Source organism: Marixanthomonas spongiae, from assembly GCF_003095375.1.
Lineage (GTDB): Bacteria > Bacteroidota > Bacteroidia > Flavobacteriales > Flavobacteriaceae > Marixanthomonas > Marixanthomonas spongiae.
In genome coordinates this window covers 128,020-146,268 of the sequence record NZ_QEHR01000005.1, presented here as the reverse complement: position 1 = coordinate 146,268, position 18,249 = coordinate 128,020, and the positions used below count along the sequence as shown (strand labels likewise).

At 43.7% G+C, this 18,249-nt stretch carries 9 protein-coding genes and 1 tRNA gene; 4 read left to right on the top strand and 6 right to left on the bottom strand.

The features are described from left to right. Positions 1–139: 139 nt before the first annotated feature. The 6 genes from DDV96_RS08850 to DDV96_RS08825 all read right to left on the bottom strand — a co-directional run bounded on the left by DDV96_RS08850 (position 140) and on the right by DDV96_RS08825 (position 6,287). Positions 140–1,081, bottom strand: coding sequence for an NADP-dependent oxidoreductase (locus tag DDV96_RS08850; protein WP_116694402.1), 942 nt, complete (start codon positions 1,079–1,081; stop codon positions 140–142). 807 nt (positions 1,082–1,888) lie between these two features. Beyond that, positions 1,889–1,962, bottom strand: a tRNA-Pro gene (locus DDV96_RS08845). Between the two features lie 261 nt (positions 1,963–2,223). Continuing rightward, positions 2,224–2,637, bottom strand: a complete 414-nt coding sequence (locus tag DDV96_RS08840; protein WP_116694401.1) for a DUF4168 domain-containing protein — start codon at positions 2,635–2,637, stop codon at positions 2,224–2,226. A gap of 156 nt (positions 2,638–2,793) precedes the next feature. Next, entirely contained in the window at positions 2,794–4,335 is a 1,542-nt protein-coding gene (locus tag DDV96_RS08835) for an acyl-CoA carboxylase subunit beta (RefSeq protein WP_116694400.1), read from the bottom strand. A gap of 14 nt (positions 4,336–4,349) precedes the next feature. Continuing rightward, on the bottom strand, positions 4,350–5,792 hold the full coding sequence (gene accC / locus DDV96_RS08830) for an acetyl-CoA carboxylase biotin carboxylase subunit (protein ID WP_116694571.1): 1,443 nt from the start codon (positions 5,790–5,792) through the stop codon (positions 4,350–4,352). A 6-nt stretch (positions 5,793–5,798) separates the two neighbouring features. Beyond that, positions 5,799–6,287, bottom strand: coding sequence for an acetyl-CoA carboxylase biotin carboxyl carrier protein subunit (locus tag DDV96_RS08825; RefSeq protein WP_116694399.1), 489 nt, complete (start codon positions 6,285–6,287; stop codon positions 5,799–5,801). 165 nt (positions 6,288–6,452) lie between these two features. Here DDV96_RS08825 and DDV96_RS08820 point away from each other — a divergent pair, with 165 nt between their 5' ends. From DDV96_RS08820 to DDV96_RS08805, 4 genes are all read left to right on the top strand, one after another. Continuing rightward, positions 6,453–7,220: a YebC/PmpR family DNA-binding transcriptional regulator gene (locus tag DDV96_RS08820; RefSeq protein WP_116694398.1), complete on the top strand. Its 768-nt coding sequence runs from the start codon at positions 6,453–6,455 to the stop codon at positions 7,218–7,220. A gap of 139 nt (positions 7,221–7,359) precedes the next feature. Beyond that, positions 7,360–8,052, top strand: a complete 693-nt coding sequence (locus tag DDV96_RS08815; RefSeq protein WP_116694397.1) for a LuxR C-terminal-related transcriptional regulator — start codon at positions 7,360–7,362, stop codon at positions 8,050–8,052. Between the two features lie 183 nt (positions 8,053–8,235). Continuing rightward, positions 8,236–13,605, top strand: a complete 5,370-nt coding sequence (locus DDV96_RS08810) for a hypothetical protein (protein WP_116694396.1) — start codon at positions 8,236–8,238, stop codon at positions 13,603–13,605. A gap of 11 nt (positions 13,606–13,616) precedes the next feature. Then, on the top strand, positions 13,617–17,867 hold the full coding sequence (locus DDV96_RS08805) for a hypothetical protein (protein WP_116694395.1): 4,251 nt from the start codon (positions 13,617–13,619) through the stop codon (positions 17,865–17,867). The last annotated feature ends 382 nt before the right edge of the window (positions 17,868–18,249 follow it).

The following is an 18,249-nucleotide window of genomic DNA, read 5'->3' as shown; positions in this document are numbered from 1 at the left end:
TTTATTAAAGGTTATTAGCTGTTTTTTTGATGTACAATTCTTATATTCAGAATACTATAAATTTACATAATTTTTACGACTTGACAATTATATTGGCTAATGGGAATATAAAGTCTATGGATTCATCACCGTATGCTTTTTAAAAACTTACTAAAATCTTTCCTTTAGTATGGCCTTTCTCCAATTCTTTATGCGCTTCCCTAATTTCGTCAAGCGTAAAACTATTGGCGATAAAAGGTTTTAATTCCCCGGTTTTTAATAGCTGGGCAATGGCTTGCATATCCTCTTTTTTGTTTTTAAGGCTGAATCGTACCCCAACGCATCCTGCTTTCTTAGCTTTTTCTTCAACCGCCTCGTTGGTCGCGCTGGGGATACTTATTAATACACCACCTTTTTTCAAGGATTTTATAGAGCGATCGATATAATCCCCGCCAATCAAATCGAAAACCACATCCATATTTTGTGCTTCGTCCTCAAATTTTTCGGTTTTGTAATCAATAAAATGATCAGCACCCATTTCTTTTACAAAGCTTTTTTTAGGTCCTGAAGCCGTGGCCCAGACCTCAGCGCCAAAATGTTTGGCAAACTGAACCCCATAATGACCTACGCCCCCGGAAGCCGCGTGGATTAGTACCTTGGTGTTCGGTCCTAATTTTCCGAAATATTTCAGGGCCTGATAGGCAGTAATGGCCGCAATGGTGCTAGCTCCAGCATCTGCAAAGCTTACGCCGTCAGGAATACGGGTCAAGTGCTTTTCTTCGGCCACAAAATATTCGGCATAAGTTTTCCCGAAGCCGGGGAACCCGATGATGCCAAAAACCTTATCGCCCGGTTTAAACGCGGTACTATTTTCTCCTACTTTTTCAACCACTCCACTGGCGTCCCAACCTAAAATAGGATAATCGTGCTGCAGTAATTGCTCGCTAAACCTATTTCCTTTACGCGTTTTTATTTCGATGGGATTGATACTGGCTACTTGGGTTTTCACAAGAATTTCGTCATCACCTATTTCAGGAGTTGGAATATCCTTCACCTCCAGTTGATCTACTCCTCCTGTTTCTTTAAGAATAGCTGCTTTCATAATTTAATTTTTTAAGTTTCTGTCAATTTATTTTCGTGCAGTCCAATGGCGTTTAAGATACTTTATCAACGAATGGAATTTTACTTTGGAAGGGCTCCAGATTTGTCCCTTTAGCTTTGTAACTGTCAGTTTGACCAATGGCAGACGAACTAACCCTATATAGACTCATTTTATCCGGACTATCTCATTATGCTCCACTGCTGAATATACGTATATTTAACCGATTTAACTAATGTCGAGCTACGGGATCATTTTAATGAACATCTTCAAACATATTATAACCGCCCTGGAAACCTTTAAATAGAGGCATTCAATATCAGTGGCTTGCTCACATATGATAGCATATAGCCACCATGGGCAATTTTGCCAACCTAAGAACAAGTTATTTAAAGAAAGGCGTGCATCCGGAATTATTCAATGGAATTTTGAAAACTGGATTGAATAAATTTCGCGGAATAAAATTTATATAACGAGTAAAAAAAAATATATGGAAAATCTTTGAAGTCTGCCTATACTCTTGCTTTAAGTGAATATTTAATTTAGGAAAGTCAAATCAGGTGAAACTCAACCCCATTTAATTACCAATGCAATAAAAGTTTTGATAATAATTTAGATAGCCTTTCAGTTGATGATAAAGCCAATCTTCTGATTTCAATAAAGTTGTAAGTAATATATTTTCAAAAGATTGTAATAATATAGTGTCCGTTGACAGTGTAATTATCGGGATGACAGGGTTTTTAATCTTCAAGCAACCCTATCGCAAAAAAAAAAATGACTTGGCCAAAAACCAAGTCATTTTCCGTTAAGTCGGGATGACAGGATTTGAACCTGCGACCCCACGCCCCCCAGGCGTGTACGCTACCGGACTGCGCTACATCCCGAAATTATTTTGATAAAAACCTACACTTGGTGTAGTGCAGTTTATCCTGAGCTGCGACCCTAAGAGCTAGTCGAAGAGCTATATCCCAAAATCAAGTTGCAAAAATAATCATTTACATTACTTGCACAAACCAAATACCAGGTTTATTGTACAAAAAAAGGGACACGGTTTCGCATCCCTTCCTCAAACGTATTTTGTTTACTTAATTTTGCTTTGTTTTGCTCATCATAATGTTCTGAAAACGTTGCTGCAAGCTTTTATCCTATTGCAACGCAGTTCCAATGGCTTGATAACGCTCTATGGTAATTCCAGAATCTGCTACCGCTTTTTCCATTTTGGCTTCAATGGCAGGTTGCATTTTCTTGATCTCGGCCATAATGGCTTCGTGTTTTTTCATTTCGGCATCTGTGGCATCCACCTCTTGGTTAGGGTTTGAAGTCGCTTGCTGAATGGTAGAGAACCGCTCTACCTCCATACCGTTGTCCTGAATGACCGTTACCATTTGCTGCTGTGCTTTTTGGTTTTCCATTTGCACCACCTGAAAAGCATCGGCGAATTTTTCCAGTTCGGCATCGGTAACTTTAGACTGGGCCTGTAAATTTTGTGCTTGCATAAAAGACAAACCGCCTAAAAGGGTTACAAATAATACTAATGTTGTTTTTTTGAATTGTGACATTATTCTTTATTTTAATTTTTATTGCTTTCGGTACAATGGTAACAAAACATATTCCAAACTAAAAATTATCCTCTTTAATCTTTATTTTTTTAAATTATTTTTAACAAAAGAGGGTTTTTCAAGCTGAAACCTATCACTTTTTTAACGGGTAAATCCCTACAACGGAATATTGCCGTGCTTGCGTTTTGGCACTTCAACTTGTTTGTTTTCAAGCATAGCGAACGATTTCAATAACTTTCTCCGCGTCTCATTTGGCTGAATCACTTCGTCTATAAATCCGCGTTGGGCTGCTTTAAACGGATTGGCAAACGTTTCGGCATATTCCTGTTCTTTTTCCGAAAGCTTCAACGCCGGATCATCGGCAGCGGCGATTTCTTTCCTGAAAATAATCTCACTGGCACCTTTGGCCCCCATCACTGCGATTTCGGCCGTGGGCCAAGCATAATTTATATCGGCCCCTATGTGCTTACTGTTCATAACATCATAGGCTCCTCCATACGCTTTCCTTGTAATCACGGTTACTCTTGGCACGGTTGCTTCGCTCAATGCATACAACAACTTGGCACCGTTTAAAATAATCCCGTTCCATTCTTGATCGGTTCCCGGTAAAAAACCCGGCACATCTACCAACACCAACAACGGAATATTAAACGCATCGCAAAAACGGGTAAAGCGCGCTCCTTTTTTACTGCTGTCCACATCGAGAACGCCAGCAAGGCTCATCGGCTGGTTGGCAACAATACCAATGCTGCGTCCGCCTAATCGAGCAAAACCGACAATAATATTGTCTGCATAATCTTTATGTACTTCAAAAAAGGAATCGGTATCGATTATACCACTAATTACCGTGTGCATATCGTACGGTTTATTTGAAGAATCCGGTACAATGCTTTCCAATTCTTCCCGCACCTCATCTTCCAGTTCATACGGTAGTGACTCAGGTGTCGTTTGATTGTTTTGAGGCAAATAACTTAACAATTGTTTTATCTGCTCCAAACAAACAATATCGTTACTCGCGGTAAAGTGTGTTACACCGCTTTTGGTTGCATGGGTATGAGCGCCTCCTAATTCTTCTGAAGTTACATTTTCATTGGTTACGGTTTTTACTACGTTAGGTCCCGTTACAAACATATAGCTACTGTCTTGTACCATCATCGTAAAATCGGTCATCGCTGGCGAATACACGGCTCCACCGGCACAAGGTCCCATAATCGCTGAAATCTGCGGAATCACCCCGGAAGACTGCACGTTTCGGTAAAAAATATCGGCATACCCTCCTAACGACCGCACTCCTTCTTGAATTCGAGCCCCACCAGAATCATTTAAACCAATAACTGGCGCTCCTACCCGCAACGCATGATCCATAATTTTACAGATTTTCTCGGCATGAGTTTCAGATAATGCCCCGCCAAAAACGGTAAAGTCTTGAGCAAAGACATACACAAGCCTTTCGTGTATCGTGCCGTATCCCGTTACCACCCCATCACCATAGTATTTTTGTTTGTCCATACCAAAATCGGTGGTACGGTGGGTAACGAGGATGCCCATTTCCTCAAAAGAACCTTCGTCTAATAGATATTCTATTCGCTCACGCGCGGTAAGTTTCTTTTTTTCGTGTTGTTTTGCTATTCTTTTTTCGCCTCCGCCTAACTTTGCTTCGGCTATCTTTTTCTTTAATTCTTTATTTGTATCGCTCATAAACTCTATCGATATTAATGTTTTGGCACCCGTAATTGTTCAACTTCTTTCAAGTAGGTTTTCAAGGCAATTTTAGCTGCTATTTCGGCCTCTTCTTTAATTTCTTCTTTCAATAAATCTTCGGAATAAAATTTCTTTACAAAGTGCGTATCGAAATTCCCACTTCTGAAGGCTTCATGCTCGCAAACAAATTTTCCAAAAGGCAAAGTGGTGCTCACGCCTTCCACTTCATAAGCGGCAATGGCCTCGATCATACGCTGAATGGCTTCGTTACGGGTTTTTCCGTAGGTAATCAATTTTGCCAACATCGGGTCATACTGAATAGGCACTTCCATCCCTTCTTCAAAACCATCGTCCATTCTAATATGCTCTCCTCTTGGCGGTTGATATACATTTAATGTACCTACGCTCGGCATAAAATTATCAAGGGAATCTTCTGCATACACCCGCAATTCCAATGCATGGCCATTAATTTTTAAATCTTCTTGGGCAATTGATAATTTCTGTCCGTCGGCGATTTTAATTTGTTCTTCTACTAAATCAATGTCGGTGATAAGCTCGGTTACCGGATGTTCCACTTGTAGCCGGGTGTTCATTTCCAAAAAATAGAAGTTGTGGTTCTCATCGAGCAGGAACTCTACCGTTCCGGCACCGACATAGTCGCAGGCTTTGGCTACTTTAACGGCTGCTTCGCCCATTTTTTTACGCAATTCAGGCGTTAAAACAGAAGAAGGTGCTTCTTCCACTACTTTTTGGTGCCGCCGTTGAATGCTGCATTCCCTTTCAAATAAATGAAGTATCGTCCCGTGGGTATCGGCCAGGACTTGGATCTCGATATGCCGTGGGGAAGCGACATACTTTTCGATAAACACTGCGCCGTTGCCAAAAGCCGATTCGGCTTCACTGATGGCGCGTTTCATTTGCTCGGCCAGTTCTTTCTCTTCTTCTACCACACGCATCCCTTTTCCGCCACCGCCGGCAGCAGCTTTTATTAGAATAGGAAAGCCAATGTCCTTAGCAATTTTTGTTGCCTTGTCAACATCGGTTATGGCTTCATCGATTCCAGGCACCATGGGAATATCGTAATCCTTTACGGCATCTTTAGCGGCCAATTTATCTCCCATCACCTTAATGGCATGCGATTTTGGCCCGATGAAAATCAGTCCTGCTTTTTCCGCTGCTTCGGCAAAATCAGCGTTTTCACTTAAAAATCCATAGCCGGGATGAATGGCGTCAACCTCTAATTCTTTAGCAGTTTCAATGATTAAATCACCTTTCAAATACGATTCTGAAGAAGGTGGTGGGCCAATGCAAACGGCTTCATCTGCAAATTTAACGTGTGGGGCATTTCGGTCTGCTTCCGAAAAAACAGCAACCGTTTTCAAGCCCATATTCCGGGCGGTTTTCATCACGCGAAGGGCGATTTCACCCCTGTTGGCAACCAATATTTTTTTTATGTCCATTTAGTCTTCCAATTCAATTAACAATGCGTTTTTACCTACCGTTTCCCCCGTAGCGATGTGCACGGTCTTTACCACGCCGTCACTGGGTGCTCCCAGGGCGTTTTCCATTTTCATAGCTTCTAGCACGCACAATGGATCACCTTGAGAAACTTCATCGCCTTCTTTTACGTTCACTTCCAAGATCAATCCGGGCATTGGGGCATGGATTTCATTTTCAACGGCATTGGCACCTAATGAAAGGCCCATTTCAGCGATAAGCGCATCGAGTTCGGTTTCGATATGCACGGTATATCGGTTTCCGTTTACTTTAATCGTGTATGTTCTGTTGATAAGGTCTTTAGAAATCACATTGACCGTGACCGATTTGTTGTCCTGAAGCAAGTGCAAGGCGTTTTTTGTTTCTGAAACGGCGTCCAGTGCATCTATTTCCTTCCGAAGCAATGAAAACTCCTGCGAGCCATTGACCACGGCTTTGTACGTTTCGCTCATAGAAAAGATTTTTTGTAAATATACGGTAAAATTAAGCGCTCACAAAAACGCTCCACCCTGCTTCGCCTGCCCCAACCCTTCATAAACGAAGGAGAGAGCTACTTGTATCTTTTTTTTTAACTTTGACACTCAGAGAACCGTTAACCCTATAATTTTTATTCGATAATGGCAGGACACAGTAAATGGGCAAATATTAAACACAGAAAAGGTGCCCAAGATAAAAAACGCGCCAAGCAATTTACACGGGTAATAAAAGAAATCACCGTTGCAATAAAGGAAAACAACCAAAATGGCGATCCGGAAACCAATCCCGCGTTGCGTAACGCTATACAAAATGCAAAAGGTGTCAATATGCCCAAAGACACCATTGAACGGGCTATAAAAAAAGCTTCGGGCGCCGATGCCGACAGCTACGAAAAAATGACCTTTGAAGGCTACGGCCCGTACGGCATCGCTTTTTATGTTGAATGCACTACCGACAATACCAACCGCACCGTGGCATCGGTTCGTTCTATTTTTACCAAGCACAACGGTAGTTTGGGCACCAACGGTTCGTTGGAGTTTTTATTTGACCGCAAAGGCGTGTTTACCCTGAAAAAAGAAAACCTGGATTGGGATTTGGAGGAACTGCAATTGGAACTTATTGAAGCCGGTGCTACCAAATTTGAAAATGAGGATGGTTTTTTTGTAATTTACACCGATTTCACGGACTTCGGAAAAATGTCAGAAAAACTGGAATCCTTAAAAATAGAGCCACACAATGCCGAACTGCAACGCATTCCTTTAAACACAGAAACTTTAGCTGTCGAACAAGCAAAACAAATTGTGAACCTTATAGAAGCATTTGAAGACGATGATGACGTTCAGGACGTTTATCACAATTTGGAAATGACCGATGAACTGGAGGTTGCTTTGGAAGAAGAAGCTTCATAAAAAGCCCGATTTTTACAGAAGTATTATTGATTCAATGGCTTTTTTTACATACACCGTTTCTTTGTAAGGCAACAGCCACAACTTACTTTTAACAGTTGAAAATCAAATAATTAAATGGTTTGTGTTAATTTTATGGGTCATGTTTTTACAAACCAACACCCACAACAACAATATCCCCTTAGACCCTTCGATTGCAGGGGTGCTAAAACAAATTTCGTTGATCTGCAAAGACCAGCACCAAATCATGGTAAGCGTATTCGATGTTAAACAAAAACTATTTTTGTTCTGCAGCGATTCATTTGAAAAAATTTTGGGTTATTCGGGGAACACCGTAGGTTTGGGCGGTTGGAAATTTTGGCAAAGGAAAATCGATCCTGGCCATATCAAAATATTTCAACAACAACTTTCTGAAACGTTGCGCAACAGCAAGGAAAACCTATCTAACGAGACCAAATTTTCTGCATATCGCTTTAAGGATGCCAAAGGAAACTGGCGCGTGCTTAAACAAGAAATTTCGGTGTTCAAAAAAGAAAAAACCTGTCTGTTACTTAATTTTTTTTTCGATGTGTCGCCAAAGGTACACATTAGCGAATTATTGGACATCACTGAAAAAAAGCTTCTTACAACCAGTCCCATCCCTGTTGAGATTTCGGCCCGGGAACATCAAGTGCTCAACTTATTGGCAGAGGGCCACAGCACCAAGAAAATTGCACAACTGCTTTTTATAAGCAGCCATACCGTTACTTCGCACCGCAAGCATCTTCTTCAAAAGTTTGAAGTTAAAAACACGGCCCAGCTCATCAACAAAGCTGCCCGCCAACATACCTTGTAGCAGTCCGTATAAAATCACTATAAATAGGGATTGTCCGTCTTGCCGTTTTGCGCTACATTTATAATCTATATTATCGGATTCCCTTACCTACCGATCCCATACTGCTCCTCTAAATTTTGTGTAACCAACTTGTCCATACCGCCTTATCACTTTGGCGACCAAATGGCAGCAACAACCTAACGCATGGAAACCAAAGATTTAGATGCAACCCTCAACGCTTGGGTAGGTCACCTTATCATTACAGATAAAGAGGCAAAACGTAAATTTGATGAGTTGGGCGAGCTTATGTCCCAGTCTTCCTTTACTGTGGATGCCTGTAGACCTGCTAAAAAGGCATTCTCTTTCGAAAAATCCGATCTGTTTTTTGACGATAAAATTTCCAAAGAAACTTCTAAACGTATATCTGGTATATCCAAACGTCTTACCAAAAACAAAGATATGCCCCAATACCGGGTGGCTAAGCGGGAAACGCCCCTACAGCACCCTATGTTGCCAAACTCCAACCCAGATTGGGCTGTAGGCGCCAAAGCCGAAAAAACAATAGGTCCGTTCATTCAAAAAGATGGCAGAAACATTTGGTTCGACTTTTTTCCTATTCAAAAGTTTGTCAAACTGTACATTCAAGGAGTGAACAATCCGGTTTTACTGTTTAAAACACCTTTGATCCAGTTGGGGACCCAACCTTTGAGCGATATCATTTCCAGGAGCCGAAACAATACATTTAGCCTTTCCAAAGGCAGTATTTGGATAGCATCGTCTTTTTTGGATGCCGGTGCGCCCACGGGAGCTTACACAGGCTTGACCTTAAGTGGCGGTACCATTGCGTTAAGTGAAGCGCCAACCATTATAAATGGCAAACTAACCGTTAGTGCCAACGCCATTATAACCGTACAGCTCAATCTGGAACAGCCAGAGGTAGAAGGTGCCGATGAAAACAGCGGTTTTGGTGAAGATGCCCGTAACATGGAACTGCAACTGCCCGAGCACTTCAACTTTCATTTTTCTGCTCAAGGCCGCAGCATCGATAGTGTAAGTGAATCCAGCCTTCAGGTGTATGGACAGGCCATGGATTTTAATTGGCAAGAAGGAAGCCAGACTCAATACAATTCGCAAAGCAGCAGTATTGAAATCCCTTGGCAGGTCTCACAACAGTCCTTTGAGGTTTCCGAAGCCCTTTCAACGTTCAATACCCTTTCTGGCAACGCACAAATCAACGGTAGCGCTTGGGCCTTGCCCGTAGCCTTTATCGATATTTCACAAATCACAAAAGCCCAAGGCATCGGGGCTATATTATTACGGACATCGCAAGGTGTTTCGGCACATTGGAGTGGCTTGTCCGGTTCCGCAATTGGCCTGCAAGCCCCAAACTGGCTATTTGCACCCGGAAGCATCTTAGTTGCCGATACCCAAGCGAAAAATGCCCACGCGTTGCAGGAATTCAACCTCTGGAAGGACGAAAATAATCCATTTGGGACGAAAGTAATCTTGACCTTTCCAAAACCCAATCCATTTTTTTACTTCAATCATGCCAGTGGATATGAATTGATATCCTCCCTTACCCATGCCGAGTTTAAAATAGACCGCCCCGTTAAGGTAAATGGAAAACCCCCAAAAGTAAAATCACTTAACTCCCTTTTAATGTTGGCCGTGAGCGATGCCAACAAACTGGTGTACCTGTTCGATGATAATTTAATTCAAGATGATTATGAAAGTAGCGGTGAAAAGGACTACAAACCCAAAAAATTTGCCTTGGCGCTCAAAAATGCACTCTTTACCGTAAGCCAGCCAAATGGTTGTTTGTTGTTCGGAAGCCTTTCCAACGATTACCTGAAAGTTACTGAAGGAACACTCTTTTTAACCTTCGGGCTCTACCGCTACATCCCCACCTTGCCTGACCCCTATGCGGCCAATTTGGGCATTTTAAGGCGCAATGAAAAAGACCGCCCAAGATCCACCGTGGGCACTACCGCCGTGGGACCGCAAATAACCACATGGTTGGTATGTAGGGTACAGTGGGAGCCTATAGATGCTGAAGAAACAACAGATGCCGTATCCGTGTCCTTTCATTTTGCACCGCTTAACAATCAATTCGGAGGTATTTCCTTGGAAGAATCGAAACAGAAAAATTCAAATGAACCGGAAACTTCAGAACCCGATATTGCTTCAACATCCTTTCTATCGGTTGAAAAACCTATCAAAGGCGCTACTACCGCATTTGCTACAAGTGGCAATAGGGCTTCAGAAGAAAGACAGGCTACAGAAAACCCCTCTTTTTTGAGGCAAGCTGTTGAACATGAAGCTACCACACGCAGCTCCGATAGACGTCCGAAAAAACCATTGCCAAATCTCGATGCTATATGGCAACGGGCTACCGACAATTTTCGTAGGGATTGGTTTTCCCTGCTCGATGTGAGCTCCAATGCCGATCTTTTCGGCATCAGTTTCAACCTGTTTTACCGAGGCCGTGAAAACCAGGCATTGACACACCGTACCTCCAACACCGGACAAGATGCCTACCCCATTCAGGTGCAGGACATGGAGGTGGTAAGCCGGGGAATAAATGTTAAAACCTTTACCGTACCCCAGATTTCTTGGGAACCGGTGCAAAACCTTACCAACCCTCAAATTGAAGGTGATCCCCCTTTAGGCCCCAATTATTACCCAAACGACGGGGGACCGATGCATATTATCAATACGGGGGAAGATTCCGTTGCTTTGGCCCCAATCCCATTGACAAATTACATCAATCAAAAATTTGAAAGCGATCCAGACACCTTTAAGGCACTTTCCATATTTACCTTACCCTTTGGGCTTCGGGCAATGGCCTTGCTCGAACAAGAACACGAAGTCCCGTTGGAAGGAGGCGGAACCGATGTTCGCGAGGGATCACGTTTTTCGTTCAATTCCGAAGATTTTGAAAACGATGTGAAAGGAGGCCGCCAATTGCAATTGGATGCTGGCGAGGCTTTCATAAACGGGGAATCCAATATGTTCGTAGGCAGCACCCTGCAAGTGAACAATATTCTTGACTTTACAGGAAATCCTACTGGCGATAGTACTTTAGGCCGCACAGTGACCGATATATTCAACAACGAGTTCCTTTTACAGCCTTATAATTTAATCCGGCAGCGCGGTGTACCGTTAACCCGTATCGATTTAAGTGGGTATGGTGCCAGTACGTTCAGCAATTGGCTCAATCCAGGAGCGGCTTTTGCGGCAACCAGCCAAGCCAAATTCGATGTTTGGGTTGGGCGTTGTGCGCACGAGATCATTCAAGTAAAAAGTATTATCTATCCTTGGGCCATAAAGGTGGTGCGCACCATTACCATTTTCAGGGTCTCTTCAGGCTACGTGTATCGCCACGATTCGGGCTGGCGGGCAGAGAGCGATGGTAATTTCGATTTCCGGTATTTCGTGAATATCACCCCAGACGAAAAAACCGAAATAGACTCCCCTTTTGAAATCCATCCGGGCATCATCAAAAAACTGTATAATGTCCAAAATATCATTGAAACCGAAGAAATAAAGGCAGAAGAAGGCCAGATGGTCTCTGAAAAGATCGTTGACGAAAATGGCCTGTATGTCGATAATCCCAATATTGGCGATTTACTTGACTTTAAGTTGCAACCCGTTTATTTTGATGCCGATATAGAAGTGGAGAACGTTACGGCTGGTTTTGTTGAAAAAACGATCCACGGAGATCCAAAAAAAATAGTTCCTTCCAAAAAGATAGTGGGATATGTACAAGTAGGCCCCCGAGGTATCCCTATTTCCAAAGAAATATTGCGCAATCTCGTTACGGTACAATTGGGCGCTATTGGCGGGCCTATTTCTTGTGAGGTCAATCTGGCCAACAGCGACCAGCGTATGGTCTTAAACCAGTTTGGCTTTAATAATTCGTTTGGCGACGATGGCAGTTCCATTGTATTTGCCTTAGCTGGCCGCGGCAGTGTCATGTTGCCAAAAGACGGGGCTTGGAGTATGGTAAAGCATGAACGGGCCAATGGTGATGTGAGTCCTGTTCCCGAAGATTTGAGCATCCCGGTAATACGGGAAGGCAAGGTGGTTCGGAAAAACGACTTGGAAGTTGAAATAGACACGAAACCGGAAGAAGCCTTGTTGCGCATAGCCGAACCTTCCGAATTATTACGGCAACCTATAGATGCTACCATTAACTACGGGTTCTTACAGAGTACCGACACCCAAAAAGCCTTGGTGATCAACCCTTCTTTTGAATTTGGCTCCAAACAATTGATGAGCAAGGTACCACCCTTGTTTGTAGATGCCTTCAGGATCGTGAATTCCAAAGGGATTTTTCCCAATATCGGCGATGCGGACACCAACTTTGGCGATGTCATCCCGTTATCGGCGGGTGGCACCAACCCTTTCCCCACCGGAAACTTGACCGATCTGGGCGAGCAAGTGTTCCAGTTGATGGATATTTCAGATACCATAGATAATGCAAAACAGCAAGGCTATCAATTGATCAAGGAAAACATTACCAACTTTGACCTGCCGGATACCGAATTTGAACTCGTGAATTTAGGCGATGGAAATTTCCGCATCTATATTGAATATAAAGGAAAAGACGATAACGAAACTAAGGGCGAACTGGACTTTAACATCGATTCGCTTGCCCAAGATGTCGCTGAAAGCTGGAAGAGCAAAATGGAGAATGTCGCCTTGGTCGTCGATCTTGCCGGGATTGACCGTTTGATGCGCATTAGTGGCAGTTGGGATTCCAAAAAAGGTGAAGAGGCCAGTTATCCAAAACCTAAAATAGAATTTTCCCCAGTACTAGAACCGGTAATTGAAATATTGCAAATTTTACAGCAACTGCAAGGAGGCAAATATGCCTCCGCGGTCGCCAATGGCCTAAAACTGGCCATGAGCAACAAAGCTGGAAGCTGGGAATATAAATTGGAAGCTTCTAAAGAAATCCCCGCCGTTCGTTTCCCTGTACCCGACGAAGTTTACAACAATCCCAACACCCCATTGAAACTGGAAGCGGGCCTCAGGTTAGGCGCTTATTTCAATGCTGCATTAAAAGTGACCAACGACGCAAATGAACTCATACCATCGGCTGGTGGTTTCTTGGGCTTCTACGGAAGGCTTTCGGTTATGTGCGTATCGGTATCGGCAGCAACCATTTATGCCCTTGGACAAGTAAACCTGGATATTGCGGCCGACACGAAATTGGGCCCTTCACTACGGATGAAATTCGGGTTTGGTGCCCAGATCGTGGTAGGCTTGCCCGTTGCCGGCAATGTAAGCGTACTGTTTATGGTAGGCGTTGAAGTTTTCGCTGCGGAAGGGCTTTTGGAAGTAACCGGCATCCTCCTGTTTGAAGGCCACGCCGAAATTCTTGGCGGCATCGTTTCTATCACTATCCGTATAGAAGCAAAAGGTACGGTATCGCGAAAAGCTTTGCCCAGTGGCGAAGAACGAACCGATATGGCCTGCCAGGTCACATTTGGGCTGGACATCAGCATTGCATTTATCATTAACATCAGTTTTTCAGAATCTTGGCAGGAACAACGCCAGATTGCATAAAATATATCATTATGGAACCGAACCAACGTTTTACCATACTCACTTTTCCCCAATTTTTCGATGGGGAAAACCTCCACTTGAATATTGTGGTGCTGCCGCGCGACCAAAATCCGTTGGCACCTGCCATTGTAGGTACCCCGCCCATTCCTAATTCAGATACGGCTTTTGCCGATGCAGCGTTTGAATTTACCGCCAAAATACAGTCGGGCTTTACCATTAACCCGTTGCCCTTACCGCAAGCCGGACAAGGTATTCCGTTAAGCGTATCCCAACCTGAAAATGCCCGGGATATTTTTGAGGCCTTGGCGCAGCATTTCAATATTGACGATGTGGGGATGGACAACGCGACCAACACGCTGGAAAACCTGCCTGCAGACCGCAAGCCAGAAGCCCCGCGCACACAGGAAAATTCGGTTAAAAAATATATTCCGAAGACATTTTTTGAAGTATCCGGCATGCAATCCATAGACAACCCCAATGCCGTTACCGATGACAGTTACCACTGTGCCATCAAGGACGGAAAATTCAACCCTAATTTTCAACAAAGTACCGATGCCGTAAGTTGGGGGAAAGTATTTGCTTATTTATTGCGGCAACCACTATTGGCGCGGGAGGCCGGAATGATATTTACCACCCAAGTTCCGATTGATGAAAACACCTTCCCCGATGGGGGGTATCTATACATAGACACCACCGAAAACAGTAGTTATTTTGACCAAAAAGACGCAGACCCCACCTTTATCAAGCATTATGCGGCCCGTATCCCGGCCCTTGTTCCAGGAGAAGCACGGCAAGTGTTTGCTGCTGTGCAGTTTCCGGTGCTGCAAACCCATTCTGGCAACTACGATAGATTGTTTATTGAAGCAGCCGATTATGACGATGGTTTTACGAAGATCATTCACACCTTTCAACCCCGAAACCGCGATATGATTGTGGAAGAAAGTGATGGAAACTACCCCGTAAAGGATGTGGGCATTCAGTTTGCTTTTGACGATGTACAAATACTGGAGCGCTATATGCGGCAATTGATGATTGATACTTCGGTAGGGCCTGCCGATCGGTTGGACGCTCCCGTAGGTGTTTTTGGGTATGTCCTGGACGTGCGGCAAACTGCTGAACCGGAAAATGAATGGGAATCGCTCAATTTGGTGTCCAGCAACCAACCGCTTGTCTTGTTCCGGCAACCGGGAAATACCGATAACCCCATTGTAATTGGGGATTTTGAAGGGGAATTGCCCTTTCAGGTATATCCCATTCAAATCGATGGCCGTAGCGGCCTTAATTATTGGCTGCCTATGTATTACGGTGGCTGGAACGGACATAATATTGTTTTGCCCGACCCCGATGCAGCAGCAATATATCAAAATACCAGCGAAGGTTTGGAGGCAGATGAAGAAATACCCGTATTGGATGAAAATGGAGACCCAACCTACGATGATGATGGAAACCCAATAACCACAGGAACAGGTGTTTCTGAAGGCGGGGCAGACAATCAATTGAACCAATTGTACAGTCCAGGCCCTTTGGAAACCTTACTGCGTTATGGGCTTAACTATGAGTTCAGGGCGCGGATGATGGACATAAGCGGTGGTGCCCCCAGTATTGAAACCAATCCCATTCAAGAAACCGCATCAAACACAACCACTACCCGGCTAAAACGCTTCATTTCGCCCAACCAGCCCATTGTGGCCGAACTACAACCCACCGGTAACGACGATGACACCATAGCAAATACTGACACTGTTTCTGAAATTTCAGAATTAAACCTCAAACGTCCAAAATTGGGATATCCGGCCGTTGTTTTTACCGGAAAGTACCAAAACCCAATACAACGGCTGATCGATCAATCCACCTTAAGTACAACCATTGAAGATGATCTGTCAGTGAATGCCGAACACCGCACCGGTCTGGGCATTGCCGACCCAGATGTGGACCGGGTGGAAGTGATCGTAGAAATACAATCCCTTAAATTGGACAAGCTCGATAGTGTTTCAGGGCAAGAGGACTATGTGCACCTATATACCACGTATCGAAGTTTTCCAACCATAAATACAGACGACGATTATGATGCCAACCTGAACATTCCCATTGAATATGTGGATGTTTCGGTGCTGCATACGGGAGATGAAGTAGATATTACGAACGATTTTAACCTAACTTCAGCTATCGACGACCTTTCGCAAATTGTGCTTCCAACGGGAAGAACCGTGCGGTTAACCCTGCGTGCCGTTTGTGAAGAAAAAGAGAACCCTGAACTTTATTTCGGGGTAATCAATAACGGCAACAAACAAATGGACAATCGTTATGGGGAAACCTTGCAGGTTACCACCTATAAAATACCTGAGGAAGAAAATAATCTGTTTCAAGAAATTGCCGGGGTACCTTCCTTACAGGGCATCTTTATGCAACCCGATCTGGAAACCTCGTTTGATGGAAAATTCACTTCTTTTCTCTTTGGTAAAGAAGCAAACGTACAGCCCGATAACATCCAGCGGTTGGCAGCTGAGCTGAATATTGAAAATAACAAACTTACCTTGACCGCACCCAAAGGCGAGCGTATTGTATTTGGGTGTTCCAGTAGGATACGGCACACGTTGTCACCAGACCATTCATCTTTGACCATTGCTTCCAAAGGCGATTTGGCCAACCATTGGTTATGTTGCATTAGCCTTTCCCTTGAACGCGACTGGATGTGGGATGCTTTGAAAACAAGAAGTTTCGTTATAAAGCGTACTAAAAAATATACCCGTGACGATGAAGCAGAAAGCACCGAGGCCCTTATAGGCGATATTGAAATAATGCGTACAGCCCCTTTTGATGCTTTGGATACCCCCAACCGAAATGCTACCCGTATAATTTTCATTGATGCAGTGGAACCTACCAAAGAGAAACCGGACAGCGTTTCCCAACCCGATTTCCCCGACACCATTGCTTTGAGCTACACCATTGAAGCACAATATAAAGCCGACAGCCATACGGCATCACAGAAATTAGAAGTCCTGTTGCCCATAACCACCCCACCGGCCCAAGTACCAAAAGTGGCTTCGGCAGGCTACGCTCTTTCGCCTTATGAGCGGGACGAAACGTACAGTAGTACTGTTAAAAGGCAACGCTATTTATGGATTGAGTTTGAAGAACCCATCGCCGACCCTCAAGACACCTATTTTGCCAGGGTGCTGAATGTCGCGCCAGACCAATTGCTCAGCAATAACGCGCCTAATTTACTGAAGGCACCAAAAGAACCGCAACTGCCCATTTCGCCAGAATTTATACGCATCATTACCGAAGACAGCAGCAATGATCTTGCTGGACTCAACGCCATGCAACCCATGAAGAAAAGTACGACCAGCGACAGGCATTACCTGTTGCCCATCCCTGCGGGAATGCACGCGAATGCCGACGAACTGTTCGGGTTTTTTACTTATGAATTCAGGATAGGACACTACCAAAATCCAGATACCAACGAGCCGGTGTGGACCACGGCGCAAGGCCGATATGGAAGACGATTGCGGGCCACTGGAATTCAGCACCCGGCACCCACCCTACTCTGCTCGACCAACAGGGACGAAAAAAAACTTTGGGTAACCGCCCCCTATGCTGTAGCCGTTCATGAAAGTAAAAACGTAACTGCCAATCCGCCGCGCACCCAATTGTGGGCCTTGCTCTATGCCCAAGTAAAGCAGGCAGACAATTTGGACTACCGAAACATATTGCTGGACGACAAACAACTTGACTGGCGTATTGAAGTAACCCCCGAAAAAGAAGAATTAGAGCTTTTTGACAGTTATACTTCTAATGAAATAGAACTGTTGAACAACATTGCTTTTTCACAATTCAGCACTAAAGTTTCCTATACTGAATTTGAACAAGTGTTGAAGCTGAAAAGTTTCAGTAAAAGCAATAAAGACGCCACCAAATACGGTACCACCGTTTGGACCAACGGAGAGGTAAACCAGTTGTTGAGAATCATGGGCCTCCCCGCAGATTCCGCTTTGAGTGTAGTAGTGGTAGAAGTGCTTCCGCATATCAACACTATTTGGCAGCACGTGTCGCAATTGCAAAACCCAGAAGTAAAACGAGAAGCTGAAAACTTAGTGGGAATACACGACAGAAGCCGTTTTTCCAACTTTACAACAGCACAAAGTACCGCCCAAGCCAGTTTTAAAACAAAAAGCCCGGTAGATGAAGATTTAGGCAACAAACGGATATACAGAACATCCAATTTGGAGCCTGTACCAGAGGTGTGTTGTAGCGAGTGTTGATAACACAGACCATTCGACTGTACATTTTATGCTTTCTGAAAGGGAAAGGGCTTTATTTCCATACTAGATAGCCTTTTTAGAGTCTATAATACAGTATTCATAAACAAGCTGATTGAGCAGATCGATTGTTTCTGTATTGTTTTCGGTAATTGCTTTTAAATGTTTTTAAATACTGTCCACTTTGTTTTGTCCCTGAACAGGCAAAAAAGCCAAGAAAAAAAGAATGATAAAAACAGTTCATAATGTTAATATTCCCTACAAAGATTAAGGTTAAAAAAAATTTCAATAAAAGTGGTTGTTTGAAAAGAAACCGAATCCATCTTTTTTCCGTACATATATTTGAAGTCAGAGATCCATTATCATTTTAGCATGGTTAGACTTT

What these genes read in the sequence shown, in the direction of transcription:
- DDV96_RS08850 (WP_116694402.1), bottom strand. Translation starts at nt 1,081, where the DNA reads ATGAAAGCAGCTATTCTTAAAGAAACAGGAGGAGTAGATCAACTGGAG.
- DDV96_RS08840 (WP_116694401.1), bottom strand. Translation starts at nt 2,637, where the DNA reads ATGTCACAATTCAAAAAAACAACATTAGTATTATTTGTAACCCTTTTA.
- DDV96_RS08835 (WP_116694400.1), bottom strand. Translation starts at nt 4,335, where the DNA reads ATGAGCGATACAAATAAAGAATTAAAGAAAAAGATAGCCGAAGCAAAG.
- DDV96_RS08825 (WP_116694399.1), bottom strand. Translation starts at nt 6,287, where the DNA reads ATGAGCGAAACGTACAAAGCCGTGGTCAATGGCTCGCAGGAGTTTTCA.
- DDV96_RS08820 (WP_116694398.1), top strand. Translation starts at nt 6,453, where the DNA reads ATGGCAGGACACAGTAAATGGGCAAATATTAAACACAGAAAAGGTGCC.
- DDV96_RS08815 (WP_116694397.1), top strand. Translation starts at nt 7,360, where the DNA reads ATGTTTTTACAAACCAACACCCACAACAACAATATCCCCTTAGACCCT.
- DDV96_RS08810 (WP_116694396.1), top strand. Translation starts at nt 8,236, where the DNA reads ATGGAAACCAAAGATTTAGATGCAACCCTCAACGCTTGGGTAGGTCAC.
- DDV96_RS08805 (WP_116694395.1), top strand. Translation starts at nt 13,617, where the DNA reads ATGGAACCGAACCAACGTTTTACCATACTCACTTTTCCCCAATTTTTC.